This is a genomic window from Parabacteroides sp. merdae-related_45_40, assembly GCF_001915675.1.
Window position 1 is genome coordinate 121,283 of record NZ_MNQY01000115.1, and the last position, 18,013, is coordinate 139,295.

General features: G+C 45.2%; 11 protein-coding genes. 5 read left to right on the top strand and 6 right to left on the bottom strand.

Annotated features, from left to right (window positions below; genetic code table 11):
- Positions 1–107: 107 nt before the first annotated feature.
- Positions 108–686: a rubrerythrin gene (gene rbr, locus BHV83_RS14795; protein ID WP_008777696.1), complete on the top strand. Its 579-nt coding sequence runs from the start codon at positions 108–110 to the stop codon at positions 684–686.
- 61 nt (positions 687–747) lie between these two features.
- Here rbr and nadB read toward each other — a convergent pair whose 3' ends face one another.
- From nadB to BHV83_RS14820, 5 genes are all read right to left on the bottom strand, one after another.
- Complete coding sequence (gene nadB, locus BHV83_RS14800; protein WP_057327032.1) at positions 748–2,319, bottom strand: L-aspartate oxidase; 1,572 nt, start codon at positions 2,317–2,319, stop codon at positions 748–750.
- Between the two features lie 153 nt (positions 2,320–2,472).
- Positions 2,473–5,661 carry a SusC/RagA family TonB-linked outer membrane protein gene (locus tag BHV83_RS14805; RefSeq protein WP_232282382.1) on the bottom strand — a complete coding sequence of 1,063 codons (3,189 nt, stop codon included), beginning with the start codon at positions 5,659–5,661 and terminating at the stop codon, positions 2,473–2,475.
- Positions 5,662–5,677: 16 nt separating this feature from the next.
- Positions 5,678–7,426, bottom strand: coding sequence for a RagB/SusD family nutrient uptake outer membrane protein (locus BHV83_RS14810; RefSeq protein WP_057327031.1), 1,749 nt, complete (start codon positions 7,424–7,426; stop codon positions 5,678–5,680).
- A complete protein-coding gene (locus BHV83_RS14815) occupies positions 7,423–8,424 on the bottom strand; it encodes a FecR family protein (protein WP_057327030.1) in 1,002 nt (333 codons plus the stop codon). The genes BHV83_RS14810 and BHV83_RS14815 overlap by 4 nt, the downstream gene beginning before the upstream one ends.
- A 23-nt stretch (positions 8,425–8,447) precedes the next feature.
- On the bottom strand, positions 8,448–9,059 hold the full coding sequence (locus BHV83_RS14820) for an RNA polymerase sigma-70 factor (RefSeq protein ID WP_008773174.1): 612 nt from the start codon (positions 9,057–9,059) through the stop codon (positions 8,448–8,450).
- A gap of 213 nt (positions 9,060–9,272) precedes the next feature.
- Here BHV83_RS14820 and BHV83_RS14825 point away from each other — a divergent pair, with 213 nt between their 5' ends.
- Positions 9,273–12,287: a SusC/RagA family TonB-linked outer membrane protein gene (locus BHV83_RS14825; RefSeq protein WP_005863703.1), complete on the top strand. Its 3,015-nt coding sequence runs from the start codon at positions 9,273–9,275 to the stop codon at positions 12,285–12,287.
- Positions 12,288–12,303: 16 nt separating this feature from the next.
- Positions 12,304–13,971: a RagB/SusD family nutrient uptake outer membrane protein gene (locus BHV83_RS14830; RefSeq protein WP_005863701.1), complete on the top strand. Its 1,668-nt coding sequence runs from the start codon at positions 12,304–12,306 to the stop codon at positions 13,969–13,971.
- A 44-nt stretch (positions 13,972–14,015) separates the two neighbouring features.
- Here BHV83_RS14830 and BHV83_RS14835 read toward each other — a convergent pair whose 3' ends face one another.
- On the bottom strand, positions 14,016–15,392 hold the full coding sequence (locus tag BHV83_RS14835; protein ID WP_005863698.1) for an MATE family efflux transporter: 1,377 nt from the start codon (positions 15,390–15,392) through the stop codon (positions 14,016–14,018).
- 561 nt (positions 15,393–15,953) lie between these two features.
- Here BHV83_RS14835 and BHV83_RS14840 point away from each other — a divergent pair.
- Entirely contained in the window at positions 15,954–17,723 is a 1,770-nt protein-coding gene (locus tag BHV83_RS14840; protein ID WP_286757664.1) for a tetratricopeptide repeat protein, read from the top strand.
- A 134-nt stretch (positions 17,724–17,857) separates the two neighbouring features.
- Positions 17,858–18,013 (top strand): glycosyltransferase family 2 protein (locus BHV83_RS14845; RefSeq protein ID WP_286757665.1); only part of this gene is annotated, 156 nt, incomplete at its 3' end.

Sequence of the window (18,013 nt, forward strand, 5' to 3'; positions counted from 1 at the left end):
TAATGTTTGCGTAATCGATGTTTGGAAACAAATTCTTACTTTTGATCGGTCATAAGAAAAACGATATACAAAACAGACTCATTAATTTACTACATAAAATTAGCATTATGGAAAAAAGTATTAAAGGTACACGTACCGAGCAGAATTTATTGAAATCATTCGCCGGAGAATCTCAGGCAAGAAGTCGTTACACATTTTTCGCTAGCGTAGCCAAGAAAGAAGGTTACGAGCAAATCGCAGGTGTTTTCATGGAAACAGCCGAGCAAGAGAAGGAACACGCTAAACGTTTCTTTAAATTCTTGGAAGGTGGAATGGTTGAGATTACCGCTTCTTATCCTGCAGGCGTAATCGGAACAACCGCTGAGAACTTGGCCGCCGCGGCAGCTGGTGAGAATGAGGAGTGGGCTGAATTGTATCCTGAGTTCGCTAAGATCGCAGAGGAAGAAGGTTTCCCCGCTATCGCTGTAGCTTTCAAGATGATCGCTAAGGTAGAGGCAGAGCATGAGAATCGTTACCGTAAGTTATTGAATAATGTAGAAACAGGTACGGTATTTGAGAAAGCTGAGGCTATCTTGTGGCAATGTCGCAACTGTGGTTTCGTATTCGAGGGCAAGAAAGCTCCGGTTAACTGTCCGGCATGCGCTCATCCGCAAGCTTATTTCGAACCGATGAAACAGAACTATTGATAATTAAAAGTTGAGAATTGAAAATTGAGAATTACTAACTATGTTAATTCTCAATTTTCAATTATTTAACCGGCGGATAATCAATCGTATAATGTAATCCCCGGCTCTCTTTCCGTTCCATCGCTTGACGAGTGATCAAATAACCTACATTGATCATATTACGCAACTCACATAATTCACGGGATGCCTTACAACGTTTGAAAAGGCTCTCTGTCTCCTCATATAAAATATCCAGACGGTTCCACGCACGGATCAAACGTGTGTTACTACGAACGATACCTACATACGCTTCCATGATCTGGTTTACCTCTTTCATGCTTTGGGTGATCAATACACGCTCTTCATTGGTGATCGTTCCCTCATCGTTCCATTCCGGTACATCTTGGTTAAACTCATAGCGATCCATGACGCTTAATGAGTGTTTCGCCGCGGCGTCGGCATATACAACTGCCTCGATCAATGAGTTTGAAGCTAAGCGGTTACCACCGTGCAGGCCGGTACAAGAGCATTCTCCGATCGCATATAGGCGACGGATGCTGGATTGCCCGTTTAGGTCTACCTTGATACCTCCACATAAATAATGGGCCGCAGGGGCTACCGGGATGTAATCTTTCGTGATATCGATCCCTAAGCTGAGGCATTTCTTATAGATATTGGGGAAGTGTTTCTTCGTCTCTTCCGGATCTTTGTGCGTCACGTCCAAATAGACATGGTCTTCACCCCGTTGTTTCATCTCGCTATCGATCGCACGGGCTACGATATCACGGGGAGCCAAGGAAAGACGGGGATCATATTTATGCATGAACTCCTCGCCGCCAAGGTTTCTCAATACAGCTCCATATCCGCGCATCGCCTCGGTGATGAGGAAAGAGGGACGGTCGCCCGGATGATACAAGGCGGTCGGGTGGAACTGGATAAACTCCATATCTTTTACGGAGCCTTTCGCGCGGTAAACCATGGCGATACCGTCTCCGGTAGCTACCAGCGGGTTTGTCGTATTCCGGTAAACGGCCTCGCAACCGCCTGTCGCCATAACGGTTATCTTTGACAAGAAAGTATGTACCTCGCCCGTATCCTCGTTCAATACATAGGCACCGAAACATTTGATACCGGGGGTATGGCGGGTGACGATAATGCCCATATGGTGCTGGGTGATAATCTCTACCGCATAATGGTTCGTGAATACGGTGATGTTGGGATGGTTGTTTACCGTTTCTATCAAGCTCGTCTGTATCTCGGCTCCCGTATTGTCGGCATGGTGCAGGATACGAAACTCGGAGTGTCCTCCTTCTTTATGCAGATCGAATTCTCCGCTTTCTTTCTTATCGAAATTAACTCCCCATCGGATAAGCGCCTCGATCTGGGCAGGGGCCTCGCGCACGACTTTCTCCACGGCTGCCCGGTCGCTGATCCAGTCGCCGGCGATCATCGTGTCTTCTATGTGCTTCTCGAAATTATCTACTTTCAAGTTGGTTACGGAAGCGATACCTCCTTGTGCGAAATATGTGTTGGCTTCTTCTTGTCCGGCTTTACAGATAAGTGCTACGCTCTTGCCTTCATTGGCTACTTTCAGAGCGAAACTCATACCGGCGATTCCTGAGCCTATCACTAAGTAATCGAATCTTTGTACCATGTTTTCTACTGTTTAGGCTCACAAAGTTAGGGATTAACTGATTAGGTTGTTCCTTTTGCGCTTGCTTTTCGTACAAAATAAATATTGACTACAGGTTTCCCGGATAGAGCCTTGCGGGTTGTGTTACTGCAACCCGGCTTGCAGTGGAGGCCTTTAGAATTGGACGGATAATCCCAGCGTGAAGGTACGGGCTACAGGATAGATGGAAGTGGTCTCGATACCGGGTTCTACGCCATTCACGTTGATATTAGCGGGATCGCCTCCGGTATATCCGGTAAGTGTAAATACATTATTTACCGAGAAATAGCAGCGTAACGATTGAATCCATTTATTGTCTGGGAGAGGAATTTTATATCCCAAGGTCAATTCTTCTAATTTCAGGAAATTACCGTTCTCAAGAAAATAATCGCAATAGATCTTGTCTCCCTTGATGGCGTCGTTACGGGTATAAGCGTCTTCTAAAAGATTGGTAACCGGTACGTTTTGTAGCCCGTAGTACATTTGTTTCAGATTCAACAGGTCGTACCCCAGCCAAGAGGTGAAAAACAATCGTAAATCAAAATTCTTCCAAGTAAACGTATGGCTGAAAGAGAGCTGCACTTTCGGTACGCCGTTGCCGATAAAATTCTTGTCTTCCTCGGTTCGTTCCGTGGTCGGGATCTTTCTCCCGTCTTTGCTCCATACCAAGATATTACCCTCGGCGTCGGTTCCGGCATAGCGCCAACCGAAAAAGGAGCCGATTGGCTTTCCCTCCTCCAAGCGGATAGCCGGGCCGGGTAATCCGGGGGTGGGAAGATCATACAGATAGGTATAGCCTAGCTTGAACTGGTTGTTGGAAAGGCTTTTCAGCGTACTGCTCAATAGGCTACCGGTGAGGCTTGCCGAATATTGAAAGTTCTTGGTACGCACGGGTAGCCAGTTCATTTCCCATTCCAATCCCTTGGAGTCGATAGTACCTACGTTTGTCGTGATATTGTCATGGATCATGGGAGGCTTGATCGCGTTGTAAACAAACAGGAGATCTTTTGTCGTACGTTTGAATAGATTCAAGGAGAGCATGAGGCGGGAGTTGAATAAGATCGCCTCGGCGCCTATGTTGGTATGCAGGCTTTTTTCCCAGCGTAAATCCGGATTGGGGTTATTGCTAGGTCCGAATACTTGTATCCATTTGCCATCTACCATGACTTTACCCGCTCCGGCGTACGTCTCTAGCGATTGGTAAGGGGAGAAATTATGGCGGCCCGATACCCCGTAACCAACCCTGAATTTAAGATCGTCCAACCATTCCGTTTGGAAGGCGGGTAACTCGCTCAAGCGTATACCACCCGAAAGGGCAGGGAAGTTGCCCCATTTATGATTCGCCCCGAATTTACTGGAACCTTCCCTGCGAAACGAAGCGGAAAGCATCAATAAGTCCCGGTAGGAATAATTAAACCGGGCAAAGACACTAATCAACTTGCTGGAATTCTTGAATGAGCTTAAAGTCGCTTTTCCATCGGTAAGGTAAGAACCGGTGCCTATGTTGTTCCATGTGAAGAAGTCGGTAGGAAAGTCGGCATTTCCGGCGTTCATTCCCGAATGATCCCAACGTTGGAATGAATAGCCTATCATCGCTTTGACCATGTGCTGGTCCCACGTATTATCGTAATGATTGGTCCAGTCTAGCGTCCGGTTTACATATTTGGAAGAGGTACGATCCGCTCGCCCTTTCCGGTTATTGTCTACGGATTCTTTGGCCCGTGAGGTCCAATAGACATTTTCCTCACTCTCTTCCCGGTTCTCGGCGAGCATAATGGTGGAGTAAAAAGGTTTGCTCCAGTTGATCCGTGCGGTTAGCGAGCCGGTCATAAACTGGTTCTCTTGTTGCCGGTTTTCCTCTTTTAGTGAGGCTACGGGATTATCCCGCTCGAAACCGGAAGGATAGAGATACTCCGTCTCCTCCTCATCGGTATAGATCGGGGCGGTAGGATTGGCTAGCATCGCCTGTTGGAAAGCTGTATGGTTACCTAGGCGCAAATGTTGTTTTTTGTAAGCGAGCGATACGGTTAGCTCCAGATAGCCGGAGAGGAGGTTTTGGCTGATATGGGTACGTAAGGCGTATTCCCGGCGGGAGGATACAATGTCTAGCCCTTGTCCGTCCCTGTAATTCATGGAGATACGGAACGCCCCGCTTTTCCATCCGTTTTGAATGGATAAATCATGATTTTGTTCCAAGGGGCAGGAGCGTATCAAAGCGGCTTGCCAATCCGTATGGTACCCTAGATCAGCGTCTCTCCCGGCTGCTACAAAGGCTTCGGGCGAAAGGACACGAGGTCTATTATATTCGTGAGCGGCCGCTAGGTAGGTTTGGTAATTGGCCTGCAACTTATCCGAGCTTTTACCGCTTTTGGTCGTTATCAAGATCACTCCGTTAGCCCCGTTCGATCCGTAAATGGCGGCGGAAGATCCGTCTTTTAATACCGATATGGAGGCGATTTCGGCTAGTGATAAACTATTCAAGGATACTCCGGGTACCCCATCTACCACGACTAGCGGCTTGTTTCCGGCCAAAATAGACCCGGCGCCCCGTATCTGTATATCCGGTATCGAGTTTATATCGGACAAGGAAGATCCCGAGATACTCATTCCGGCGATCAATCCTTTGATGCCTTGGATGGGATTGTTGACCTTCCCGGATAAGAACCGTTCCGAGGATACATAACCCACGGCTGATGTCAGTTCCTTGCGTGCCAAGGTTCCGTAGCCGATCGCTACCACCTCGTCCAAATTAAAGACGGCCGGTATCAATTGGATCTGTAAATGACGGTTATCGGGCCCCACCGTCCTTAGCTCCGGCTTATAGGCCAGATGGGAGATTTGTAGCCGGCACGAATCCTTATCCGTAAAGAAGCGGAAATACCCTTCCTCATTCGTTAGTCCTCCTTTACCGGAAAGAAGGTCGATTACCGAGACAAATTCCATGGGAGACCCTTTCTCATCCGTGATATAACCCGTAACCGGGACTGGATAGGGCTTGGGCTTCCCCGTATCGATCTTAGGCATCAACAAGATTTGTACGTCCATGATCTCATAGCGTATCCCGATCGGTCCGCATAGCCGGTCTAGTATTTTACGGATATCCGGCGAGGTTATTTTCTCATTGATTTTCTGTTTCATATCCAACTGAGTCTCGTTGTATAGGAAAAGATAAGGGGATTGTTGCTCTATTTTCCGCAATACATCCCTTAATTGAGTCCCATGTTCATTCAAGGTGATGGGAACCTCGATCTCTTGGGCCCGTGTATGCGGGACGCAAAGGAACAGAGCCGTTATTAAGAATGATATGTATATCTTGATTTGCATAGGGTGAATTAAACGGTTAATAGATATATCCTTCCGAGCGTTTCAATAAGGGATTGGCCGATATCGCCCGGGCAGGTATCGGATAGAACCGGCGATAACTATCGGAGGGTTGCTTATCCCACCAGATACCGGTCGTGAATAGGCCGAACCGGTTTAAATCGGTACGTCTTCGTTTCTCCGCTAGAAATTCACGTCCCCATTCATCCAATAATTCCTGTGCGGTAAGGACGGAGCCATCTTCCGGATAGCGTACTTGTTCCCAGTCTTCCGGCGCATAGTATCGTTTGCGTATCTGGTTCAAGATCGCCTCGGCCTTGGCTGGATTACCCAGACGAAAGGAAACTTCCGCCAGCGTATAATAAACCTCTGTCAGCCGTAACACTACCAGATTATTCGCCATCAGCCCCACGTCTCCGGATGGATAAAGCGGATATTTCACGATACGGATACCTGTATTCTCCTCGCCGGTCTTGATATTGGATGCGAGGGAGGTGAATCTTTTATCTCGTATGATCCACGGCGTATCGGAAGATAATTGTTTATCTGTGAGTGCTTTCTTTTCCGTATCGGATAGATGGTCGGAATAACGTGCTACTTGATCTATGAAAATGAGGGGGTAGTTTCCCCATTCCTCGGCGCCATACTGAAGCTGGTCGCTATTGTATATCTGTTGGGGTCCGAAGAGGAATAATCCCTCGTAAATGCCTTGTGAGAGTACCTTGAAGTTCTTCTTCCGGAGATCCGTATCAGGAAATTTGGAAAACGTGCGTCCTAACGTATAAGGGTAGGGCTTGCCGGATGGATCGTAAGAGGGACTGAGGTGACAACCATTATAGGCCGCCGGCAAATCCTTGCCACAGCCGAATCGTTCGGGCGCTTGGTAGTGCATAAAAAACAGATAGTAAAAATCATCATACCCTACTTGCCGGGACTGGGGATAAGACCAGATTAGTTCCGGACAATCTTGATTGCCTGCGTTCCATAAATCAGTCCATTCCGAGGTGAGAGAGTAAGTGCCGAACTCTCCGTTGATAATCCGTTCGCAAAGCGCTCCGGTCTGTTCCCACATCGGTATATTGATATACCAAGACGCGTTAAAATAGAGCCTCATCAATAATACGGCCGCCGCTCCTTGGGTGATACGTCCCTCGTAATTCTTAGAGGGTGCTTTGGGTAAATCGGGGATGGCGTTTAATAAGCTCTCTTCTATAAAGTGGAAATTTTCTTGTGGGGTAGCCGAACCGACCTCTTCCTCTGTCGTGAGGGAGATCGCGGGGATGCGGAACGCATCCAGAAGTAAAAGTTGGAAATAAGCCCGTAAAGCGGTAAGCTCGGCGATATGCTGCCGCTTGTCGGACTCGCAGAGTCCGAAGTTATCATATGATAACTCTTGGATATCCGCCAATGTATTATTACAATATCCGATACCTCCGTAGCAAGCGTTCCACATTTGCTCACTGTTTTTCTCGTACGTGTCCCATGTATGTTGGTGGATCATACGCCATACGCCCCCGTCTTCCCAATGCTCTCGTTTTTGGGTGATCACGAGTTGATCCGCCGATAACTCTTGCAGCCAGAAAGAGAAATTAGTCTCCGCCCATTTCGCATGCTCATAAGGACGGAGTACGGAGGCCATTAAGGATTCATAATCCGTATAATAATCCTCTTTCTCCAGCTGGTCGTATAGGTCTTCTTCCAGATCGAAGCAGGAGAAGAGCAGCGGGAGAAAAAGAAAGGTTAACAGCAGTGGCGCGTATCTCTTCATTGAATAAGAATCAAGTTCGTACCCGTGAGTTTATTGGTTTGTTGTAATACGGTTTCTAATTTTTGTGTCTTTAGAAAAGCGCCGGAGAAACGTTGATCATCGTTTTCCGGACGTGTGTACATGAGTGAGACCTTATAGGTTTGTTCGATCAAGCGTACGATTTCATCTAAGGAAGCGTTATCATAAAAGATGATCCCTTTTCTCCACGAGGTAAGCCGTTCACTATCAACTTCCGTTACCGTATAATGTTCGTCATTCACGAAATAATCGGCTTTTTGGTTCGGATGCAACTGTACCAATTCTTTCTCATGCGCGTTATTCAGGCTCACCTTTCCTTCTACCAAGATCACGGAGATCTCGTTTCCTTGATCGGAGGTCTGTACGCTGAAAGAGGTTCCCAGTACCTTGACCGATAAGCCGGAAGCATCAACTATAAAAGGCTGCTCGCTATTGGGAGTGACCTCAAAGAAGGCTTCTCCTCTGATTTTCACTTCTCGTACGGAAGAGGCGAATACCTCCGGATAGCTTAGCTCGGAATTCTCTCTCAAATAAACGGAACTACCATCGGGTAAAAGGATCGAACGATCCTCTTGCTCAGCTATAATCGTTTGCCATTCGGCATTTCCTGTTCCCGCTTTTCCGCCTTGATTCAAGAAATAGACGGTAACTCCGGATACAAGCAATAGTAAGACCACCGCTGCTATCGAGAACCATATTCTTCGGGAAGAAGTTGAGACCAAGGAAATAACCGGTGCCTCTTCGGTTTGCGATTGAGATTCCGAGGGCGTGATGATCGAAGCGATCCGATTCCATTTCCGGTCCGTTTCCGGATCGGCTTCAGTCTCTTCCAAAGGATTCCATTCGGCGGTTCGCTTCCGGAAAGCGGCCTCCCATTCCTTTGAGACATGGATGGCTTGAAGCAACTCCGCTTCTTCCTCCGGGGTCGCCTTGCCTTTCAGATACCGTGTAATTATATGTTCGAATCGTTTATTCTCCATTTTCCTGTTTTACTAAATCTTTATTACCATTTCCAAAGACTAAGGAGCGTTCCCAGTAATAAGGCATAACGCCTTAATCCATCCCGGAATCGTTTCAAGGCACGGGTAATGTGTTTCTCCACCACTTTCTCCGTAATAGCCATATGTTCCGCTATCTCCCGGTTTTTCAAGCCGTTCAGACGGCTGAGAACGAACGCTTCCTTGCATTTGGGCGGTAGCTCCTCCATAATCTGATCGATCGAGTCGGACAGTTCCTTTTGGATCAGCAAGGAGGAAGGGTCGGGTACGAAATCCGCCGCATATAATCGCTCGGCAGTCTCGGTATCCGGTATCCGTTGCTGTACCGTATCGGCTATCTGACGGTGTTTTAAATAGTTTAGACAACTATTCCTTACCATCATGAAAAGAAAAGAGGTCAGCGAGATGTTATCCAGCAACTCCCTTCTTTCCCATAATTTCAAGAATACATCCTGTACGATATCCTCCGCCTCGTTTGTATCGTTGGTGTATTTCTGGGCAAATGCCTCTAAACGGGGAGAGAACTTGCGAAAAGCGTATTCGAACGCCTTTGCGTTGCCCCCTCTGATCTTATCGAAAAGAAGACGATCATCCGTTAGATACAATTGCTCACACATACCACTTTAGATAAAAGATTGAGGCAAATGTAACAAAAGTATTCTATTTTATGATCAAATCAATTTATTATATAACAACTAGGCCCGCTTTTACCCGCCCTTTATTCCTGTAAGATTATTTTATGTCCGAGAAGGGGGGGATTCCCCCTCTTGGTTGTTTTATCAAGCAAACGAAATAAATAAAATTAATTTAGTAATCTTAAATTGTAAAGCATGAAAAAGCATTTCTTCTCTTTGCGGGAAAGAGGTTTGTTCCTACTTCTTTTGGGACTTTTTCTTTCCTTTAGCAGTTATGCTCAAGACATTACCGTAAAAGGTGTAGTGAAAGACTCTAAATTCGGCGATCCGATTATTGGAGCTAGTGTCCTTGTGAAAGGAACAACGAATGGTACGATTTCCGATATGGACGGAAATTTCACGTTGGCAGCTCCGAAAGACGGGACTCTGACCATCTCTTATATCGGTTATAAATCACAAGAGATCCCGGTAAATGGACAGCAGAACCTGAATATCATTCTGGACGAGGATGTAGAGGCGTTGGACGAGGTGGTAGTAGTAGGTTACGCTACCGGTAGCAAACGTACGATCTCCGGTGCGGTAGAGCGTATCAAGAAAGAGGATATGAACCAAGGTGTGGTAAACACGCCGTTGGAATCCTTGAAGGGTAAGGTTGCCGGTGTGGTAATCTCCAAGACGGGTGGCGACCCTGCCTCTAAGCCTTCTATCCGTGTACGTGGTACGACCTCTTTGTCCGGTGGTAATGATCCCTTGGTGATTATCGATGGCGTATTCGGTGATTTGAGCATGTTGGACGCGATCGCTCCCGCCGACATCGAGACGTTCACGATCTTGAAGGACGCTTCCGAGACCGCTCAGTACGGCTCACGTGGTGCTGCCGGTGTAATCGTAGTGACTACGGTGAAAGGTAAGAACGGTATGAAGACGTTGAGTTATAACGGCAACTTCGGTATCAGTAATGTTTATAAGAACTTGAAGATGTTATCCGCCGATGAGTTCCGCTCTACGGCGAAGGCGTTAGGCATGACTCCGCTGGATATGGGAGGTAATACGAATTTCTTCGACGAGATCGAGCAATTGGGTTATACGCAGAACCATAACATCTCTTTCGGCGCGGGTAACGACGATTCGAATTATCGTGCTTCTGTAGGCGTGATCGATCAACAGGGTATTATCAAGAATAGCGGTATGAAGAATTATACGGCTAAACTGGACGCTTCACAGAATATGTTCAACAATAAGTTGAAAATCGAGTTCGGTATGTTCGGTTCCTTGAAACAAGTGGATTATACGAACGATTATGAGAAGACTTTCTATTCGGCCGCCACTTACAACCCGACCTTCCCTACGCATAAGAATGAGGATGGCAAATGGGATGAGGATCCCTACGCGAACGAGATCCAGAACCCGCTGGGACGCCTTGAGATACAGGATCGTGAGAAGAACGCTTACGTGAACGTACACGGTAAATTGACTTGGACGATTCTGGACGGGTTGAAACTGAGCGCATTCGGCTCTTATACGTATAACGTGAAGGAGAACATGAAGTATATCCCGAAAGATTTGAAAGCGATTACGCAGACTTCCGACGCTCATGGTTACCGTGCGGATAATAAGCAGAATATCTTGATGGGTAATATCCAGTTATCCTATAATAAGGATTTGAATGAGAAACATCATATCGACGCTTTGGCCTTGGTAGAGGGACAGAAATACCATTATACGGGATTTAGCGCCGGTGCCCGTGGCTTTGAGACGGATTACTTCGGTTATAACAACCTGAAAGCGGGTGGTACGGTGAAATACGGAGACGTGACTTCTTTCCAAAACGAGAATCGTCTGGCCTCATTCATGGGTCGTTTCAATTATATGTATGACAACCGTTTTATCGCCACCGTGAACTTACGTGCGGACGGTTCCTCTAAATTGGGTATGAATAATAAATGGGGCTTCTTCCCTTCCGCTTCCGCCGCTTGGGTGTTGAATGAGGAGGCTTTCTTGAAAGACGTGGATTGGCTGAGCCAGTTGAAACTACGTGCGGGTTATGGTCTGACCGGTAACCAAGATGCTATCGAGGCTTATAACTCGTTGGCTTTGATGAGCCCGAACGGTGTGACTTCCGTCAATGGAAATTCTACCGCTACCTATGGCTTTACACGTAACTCGAACCCGGACTTGCGTTGGGAGGTGAAAAAGACATTCGATGTGGGTGTGGACGCCGGTATCCTCGATGGCCGCTTTACGTTGACCGCCGATTGGTATACTTCCAAGACTACGGATCTGTTGTATAAATACGCGGTTCCGGTTCCTCCGTTCGTATATCCGGAATTATTGGCGAACTTGGGAGAGATGACCAACTCCGGCGTGGAATTGGCTGTAAGCGGTGGTATCGTGAAGACAAAGGATTTCGATTTCAACATGGGCGTGAATTTCTCTTACCAGAAGAATAAATTGAACTCCTTGAGCGGTTCTTATATGGGACAAGAGTTGCAGGCGAAACAATATATGGATCTGTCCAGTATGAGTGGTGCCGGTTTCGTAGGAAACAACCGTGTGGTTTATCAGATGGTAGGCCAGCCTGTCGGAGTGTTCTACATTCCTCGTTGCTTGGGCTTGACTCCGGCTTTGGATGAGAATGGAAACGCTATCGAAGGCCGCTATATCTACAACTTGGATCAGACGATCGATGGAAAAGAGGGTTTGGATACCAATGATGGTGGCGACCGTTATATCGCCGGACAAGCCATGCCGAAATATTATCTGGGAATGAACTTCAGCTTCCGCTACAAACGCTTTGACTTGATGACGCAGATGAACGGCGCTTTCGGTCATAAGATCTTCAACGGTACATCGCTAGCTTATATGAACTTGAGCCAGTTCCCTACATACAACGCGTTGGCTAAGGCTCCGGAAAGCAAGATCTACGACCAGTCGATCTCTGATTATTGGTTGGAAAAGGGCAATTATTTGAATATCGATTATATTACGTTGGGTTACAACATCGATTGCAAGAAGATCGAGAAATACGTGAAGAATATCCGTGTGACATTCTCGGTGAACAACGTAGCTACGATCACGGGTTACTCCGGTTTGTCTCCGATGATTAACAGTACGACGGTCGATAAAGATAATAATGACCTAGGTATGGATAACAAACGTTTCTATCCGTTATCCCGTACGTATTCATTAGGTTTGAGTGTTAACTTCTAAATCCATTTAAAGAGTCATGAAAAAGAAATTTATATATAGCTTTATGATAGCCGCTGCCGCCGCGGCATTTTCTTCCTGTTCTAATTTTTTGGAAGAGCGTCCTACAGACGCGTTTGATGAGGAGACCGCGTTCCAAAGCCCTACGTTGGTCTATGTAAACACGGTTGCGAGCCTGTACAATAATATGTTTAAGATCATGGGTAACGACCGTCATGTATATGACTTGAATACCTTCTCCAGCGATGAGGCTATGCTTCCTTGCCGTATTGGCGACTGGGAAGATGGCGGTTTATGGCAGAATATTTTCTTACACCGTTGGGGCACGATGAATGATTTGACCAAGAACTCTTGGGATTTCTTGTATGAGCAGATCGGAAAATGCAACCAGAGTGTTGATAAGTTGCAAGCCTTTGCCGAGGAACAACCGGACGTGGAATATTTCAAGGTTTATCTGGAAGAGGTCCGTGCGGTCCGTGCGTTTTTCTATTATGAGTTGTTGGATTTGTTCGCTCGTGTTCCGTTGGTAACTTCCTCTACGACACCGATGTCTGAGGTAAAGCAATCTGAACGTAGCGTTGTATTTAACTTTGTCCGTTCGGAGTTGGAGGAGGCGTTGCCTTATCTTTCAGATAACCGCAGTAACCAAAAAGGTGAGTATTACGGACGTATTACCAAGCCGGTGGCTTATATGATCTTGGCTAAGTTGGCGTTGAATGCGGAGGTTTACGCGGACGACAATTGGACGGACGGCAATCGTCCGGCTGGAAAGAACATCAAGTTTACCGTTGACGGTAAAGAGATGAACGCTTGGGAAGCTACGATCGCTTATGTGGATAAGCTGGAGGCTTTGGGCTATAAATTGCAGGGAAACTTCTCGGAGAATTTCGCCGTAGCGAACGAGACCTCGGTTGAGAATATTTTCACGGTTCCTATGGACCCGGTCGCTTATCCGGACGCTAAGGACTATAACGTGGTACGTACCCGCCATTATGATCATGCAACCGCTTACGGCCAATCCGGATGGAATGGCTCTTGCGCTACGGTGAAGGCGATGAACGTATTTAAGTTCGGTACGGCGGATGAGGATCCTCGTTGTAAGCTTACTTATTTTACGGGCGAGGTAACCGGTCCGGACGGAAAGACGATCTATACGGAATGGGACGGACAGAAAGTGCCTTTGAAATATGAGCCGAACGCCCCGAAGGTATATATGGATGCCTCCGATGGTTTGTTGGTGAAGACCGCCGGAGCTCGTATGGCTAAATATGAGTTCGACCAGAATGCTCAGGATGGTGGAAACTTGCATGGAAATGACTGCGTGATCTTCCGTTTCGCCGACGCGTTGCTGATGAAAGCGGAAGCCAAGATTCGTCTGGGACAGAATGGAGACGATGAGGTGAACCAAGTTCGTAACCGTGTAGGCGCCAAACCGCTACAAAACGTAACGCTGGATACGCTATTAGACGAGCGTATGCTTGAATTAGCTTGGGAAGGCGTACGCCGGCAGGATTTGATCCGTTTCGGTAAGTTTACCGAGGCTACGGTAGACCGTTATGTAGGCGTGAAACATTCCGCCAGCTCACTGGATTATCAAGAGGATAAGACGGGATATACAACGGTATTCTCCATCTATGCCGATATCCTTAGCCTGAATCCTAACTTGACACAGAATCCGGGATATTAATACGATTCATTTTAATCTTTAAGGCTTTATCAGGGGGCTGTCCGTTATTGGGCAGCCCTTTCTTCTTTTTGCTTGATTTTCCCTAGTATCTTCGGGAATTTCCATATAAATAACAACGTACAGCAAATAGCGGCCGTGGCATCCGATACGGCTTCTGCCGCGTATACGCCGGTTACCCCCATAAAATGAGGTAATAGTAATGCCAAAGGAATCAAGAGGATTACTTTACGAAGCAAGGCGATAAAGATAGATATCTTAGCTTGTCCCAACGCTACGAACATATTCTGGCAAGCTCGTTGTAAGCCAAAAATCGTCATACCCGCCAAGAAGATGGGCATGACCCAACGGACGGTATCGATCAACTCCTCGTCGCTTGTAAAAGCGGAGGCTACGGTTGAGGGGAATAAGATCATGAATAGCATGAGTATCAAGTTGAAAGAGAACATAACGATTAGCACGATACGAAAACAATCTTTCACCCGCTGTTTGTCTCCATGTCCGTAATTATAGCTTATGATCGGTACGAATCCTTGAGCGAAACCGGTCAGCGGTACGCTGGCGAATTGCATGGCACTCTGTAAGATAGCCAATGCGCTCACATAGATATCACCAAAATTTTTCAAACTACTATTCAAGACGAAACCCACCAGACTCTCCGTGCTGGCCATGATGAACGGAGAAATTCCCAAAGCGAACATCGAGAGTACGATTCTTCGGTCCAGTCTCATATACCGCCTTTCCAAAGGCAAGGAGGCACGTCTTGAGAAAAGGAAGCTCAATACCCATATGGCACTGCAAGCTTGTGATAGGATCGTGGCGAGCGCGGCGCCTTTTACCCCCATATCCAACCAGAAAATGAAGATAGGGTCTAATACGATATTCAATAAAGCCCCGATCAAAACCGAGCACATAGCGATAGACGGACGCCCTTGCGCGTTGATAAAGGCATTCAAGCCCGTGGATATCTCGACAAACAGAGTGCCCAGTAAATAAATAGAGAGATAATCCACCGCATATCCTAACGTATATTTTGATGCTCCCGTAAAAAGCAGGATCGGTTCCATGAAGGTATAGGTGATGAGGGAAGTGAATATAGTAAATAGGATAAGCAATATAAATCCATTTCCCACTATTTTTCCGGCCCGTTCCCGGTCGCCCTGTCCGAGAGCGATAGCCGCTAACGGTGAACCTCCCGCTCCCACGATAGCGGAGAAAGAAGAGATCAAGATCACGATGGAGGTGGTCACCCCTATACCAGCCAAAGCGTTTGTCCCGATCTCGGGAATATGCCCGATATAGATACGATCTACGATATTGTAAAGTAGGTTGACAAATTGGGCCGCTACCGCCGGAAGCGCCATTTTGAAAACCAGCGGTAGCATACGTTCCGTACCTAGCCTAGCCTCGTATTTGTTCTTCATATTCAATCGGGATTTCAATTAAAATGGCTGTAAAGTTACAAGAACTTGTTGGATTATATAATCGAGTTCCATAAATTACCAGTTAATAAAAAACACTTAATATCTACCACATCTACAATTCCTTCTTATATGCCTTATAAATAAACATCTTATATAGTGGTTGTAGATAGAAAATATCTACAATTATCATTCTTTATCTACCATGTTTTGATAGAAAACGCAAGAAACCAAATTATCGTTTAGGTTCGTGTGTCGTAGTGCCTATATATGTAAAAGTAGTTTCTATTAGGGAAAACAAAAGTTTCGTGCTGAAGAAACTTTAGTTTCTATATAGGGAAACAAAAGTTTTCTGATTGATAAACTTTTGTTTTTTACCATAAAAAACTGCAAATGCTTATATGCTAATATTTTAAATACATAATATAACTAGTAGATACATAGTGTGCCGCATCTCCTTGCTGGCTGATCGTATCTCAAAATCACTATTGAAAAACAAATATTTTAGTGGTATTTATAAAATAAATTTTATAACTTGCGTTTAAGTTGTAAACTGTAATCTAAATGAAGAGAACACTAGGACTGACTTTGCTACTTTTCGCTACCCTTTTTTCTTGTATGCGCCAAGAAAAACCATTACCTGCGGAATTATCTCGTGCGGAATCTGTGATGTGGGAGCATCCGGATAGCGCTCTATCTATATTACGTTCTATGCCTCAATCATCACTCTCTAGCGGAAAGAACTATGCTACTTGGGCGCTATTGTTGGCACAAGCCCGGGATAAGGTATATGGTAAACGCCTTCCGGATTCGTTGAATATCCCTTCCTCGGATAAGTTGGTTCAAGATGCGATGGATTATTTCGAGAAAGAGGATGACTTGAAAAGGATGGCGCAAGCGTATTATTATAAGGGACAATTATTGGAGGATCAGAAAAAGTTAACGGAAGCGATACCTCTCTTTTTAAAGTCTAAAGATATAATGACAAGGTTGGATGAGCCGCTTTTTACTTATCTGATCTGCCAATCATTAGGAAATACGTATCGTTATCAAGATCTTTATGAAGAATCGTTGGTACAATTAAAGGATGCTTATCAATACGCATTACGATCAGGAAATGGAGAACGGATATCTTATGCTCTATCGGAGCTGGAAAGAACTTATGTGCATATAAATGAGATGGATAGTGCCTTATTCTATTTTGGTAAATCATTGGAAAATGCTAAAAGATTAGGAAATTTAGAACTTGAAGCTATGGCTATGGGAGAGCTAGGCGTTGTTTATAATGAGTTAAGTCAAGGAGAAAAAGCTTTACATTACACTAGAAAAGAGCTTGACTTATGTTTACAAGTATCTTCCTTACATAAGCTTCCTCAAATATATTACAAGATAGGTAGTGCTTTTTGGAGTTTGGGGCAACTAGACTCAGCAAAGGTCTACTTTCAGAAATCTTTAGAAACGGACAATTTGTATACGCTAAGTGAAGCCTATGAAGTGTTATATTATATATGTGTAGAACAAAAACTTTACAAGGAGGCCATAGAATATAATAACCAATATCTTATTTACTCAGATTCGCTACAGGTAATAAATCATGCTGGAGAATTGGCTGAAATTCAGGCTCGGTATGATCATGAGAGATTGTTGAACATAAATAACCAGCTAAAACTAGAAAAAACGAATCAAGAGATAATCGGCTTGTTTGTCACTGCGGTTCTGTTGATTCTTATAATAGTCTATCAATATCGTGTATTGCGGAAGGAAAAATCTTTAGCGCATGCTAGAGAGCAAATACGAATTTACAAGGAATCGATAAGAGAGAATGAGAATCGTATAAAAGAAAATGAGCAATTGATCGCCACGTTAAATAATAAACAGCAGGAAATCGACGAGATTGTTTCAGAGAATAAAAGTTTATTGGATCAAAATGCGGAGTCCCATAAAGAGATAGAGAAATATGAAGAGCTACTGAAATCCTCATATAAGAAACTAGATGAGCAATTACCTTATTTCGATAAATTGAAAGACCTAAAAGAGCATCCTAAATATCTGAAGGATGCAGATTGGTCATTAATCATAAACTGGACAAACTTGCAATACCATCAGTTCTATACACGGTTAGAGAAAGATTTCCCTGATTTCTCCGAATTAGATAAGCGATATTGCTGCTTAATCAAGATGGGGTTCAGTTCTTCCCAAATAGCTGTTTTTGCGAACTCTCTCCCCGAGTCTGTATCCAAACAGAAACAGCGTATCAAACAGCGTATCAAAAAAAGCAAACAAATACCTTCCGACGTAAGTTTCTTACTAGATCAATATCTCAAAGAGTACTAAAAACAGGGGATGTCCATATGCGTGTTTTTAATTTATTGATTATCAGTGTTATCTGGTCTTGATTTGTCCATGTGTGTTCCTTGACTATGTATGAAAATGAGTCTACATTTGTGCTAGACTTTTATACAAAAGATATGCGTTTATACTCCATTATTATTCCTGTTTATAACAGGCCGGATGAGCTTGATGATCTGTTATCAAGCCTTTGCAAGCAAACCTATGTCCATTTTGAGGTTATCGTGGTGGAGGATGGTTCGGAGATACCGGCGAAAGAGATTGTTGGGCGATAC

What these genes read in the sequence shown, in the direction of transcription:
- rbr (WP_008777696.1), top strand. Translation starts at nt 108, where the DNA reads ATGGAAAAAAGTATTAAAGGTACACGTACCGAGCAGAATTTATTGAAA.
- BHV83_RS14815 (WP_057327030.1), bottom strand. Translation starts at nt 8,424, where the DNA reads ATGGAGAATAAACGATTCGAACATATAATTACACGGTATCTGAAAGGC.
- BHV83_RS14820 (WP_008773174.1), bottom strand. Translation starts at nt 9,059, where the DNA reads ATGTGTGAGCAATTGTATCTAACGGATGATCGTCTTCTTTTCGATAAG.
- BHV83_RS14835 (WP_005863698.1), bottom strand. Translation starts at nt 15,392, where the DNA reads ATGAAGAACAAATACGAGGCTAGGCTAGGTACGGAACGTATGCTACCG.
- nadB (WP_057327032.1), bottom strand. Translation starts at nt 2,319, where the DNA reads ATGGTACAAAGATTCGATTACTTAGTGATAGGCTCAGGAATCGCCGGT.
- BHV83_RS14805 (WP_232282382.1), bottom strand. Translation starts at nt 5,661, where the DNA reads ATGCAAATCAAGATATACATATCATTCTTAATAACGGCTCTGTTCCTT.
- BHV83_RS14840 (WP_286757664.1), top strand. Translation starts at nt 15,954, where the DNA reads ATGAAGAGAACACTAGGACTGACTTTGCTACTTTTCGCTACCCTTTTT.
- BHV83_RS14810 (WP_057327031.1), bottom strand. Translation starts at nt 7,426, where the DNA reads ATGAAGAGATACGCGCCACTGCTGTTAACCTTTCTTTTTCTCCCGCTG.
- BHV83_RS14830 (WP_005863701.1), top strand. Translation starts at nt 12,304, where the DNA reads ATGAAAAAGAAATTTATATATAGCTTTATGATAGCCGCTGCCGCCGCG.
- BHV83_RS14825 (WP_005863703.1), top strand. Translation starts at nt 9,273, where the DNA reads ATGAAAAAGCATTTCTTCTCTTTGCGGGAAAGAGGTTTGTTCCTACTT.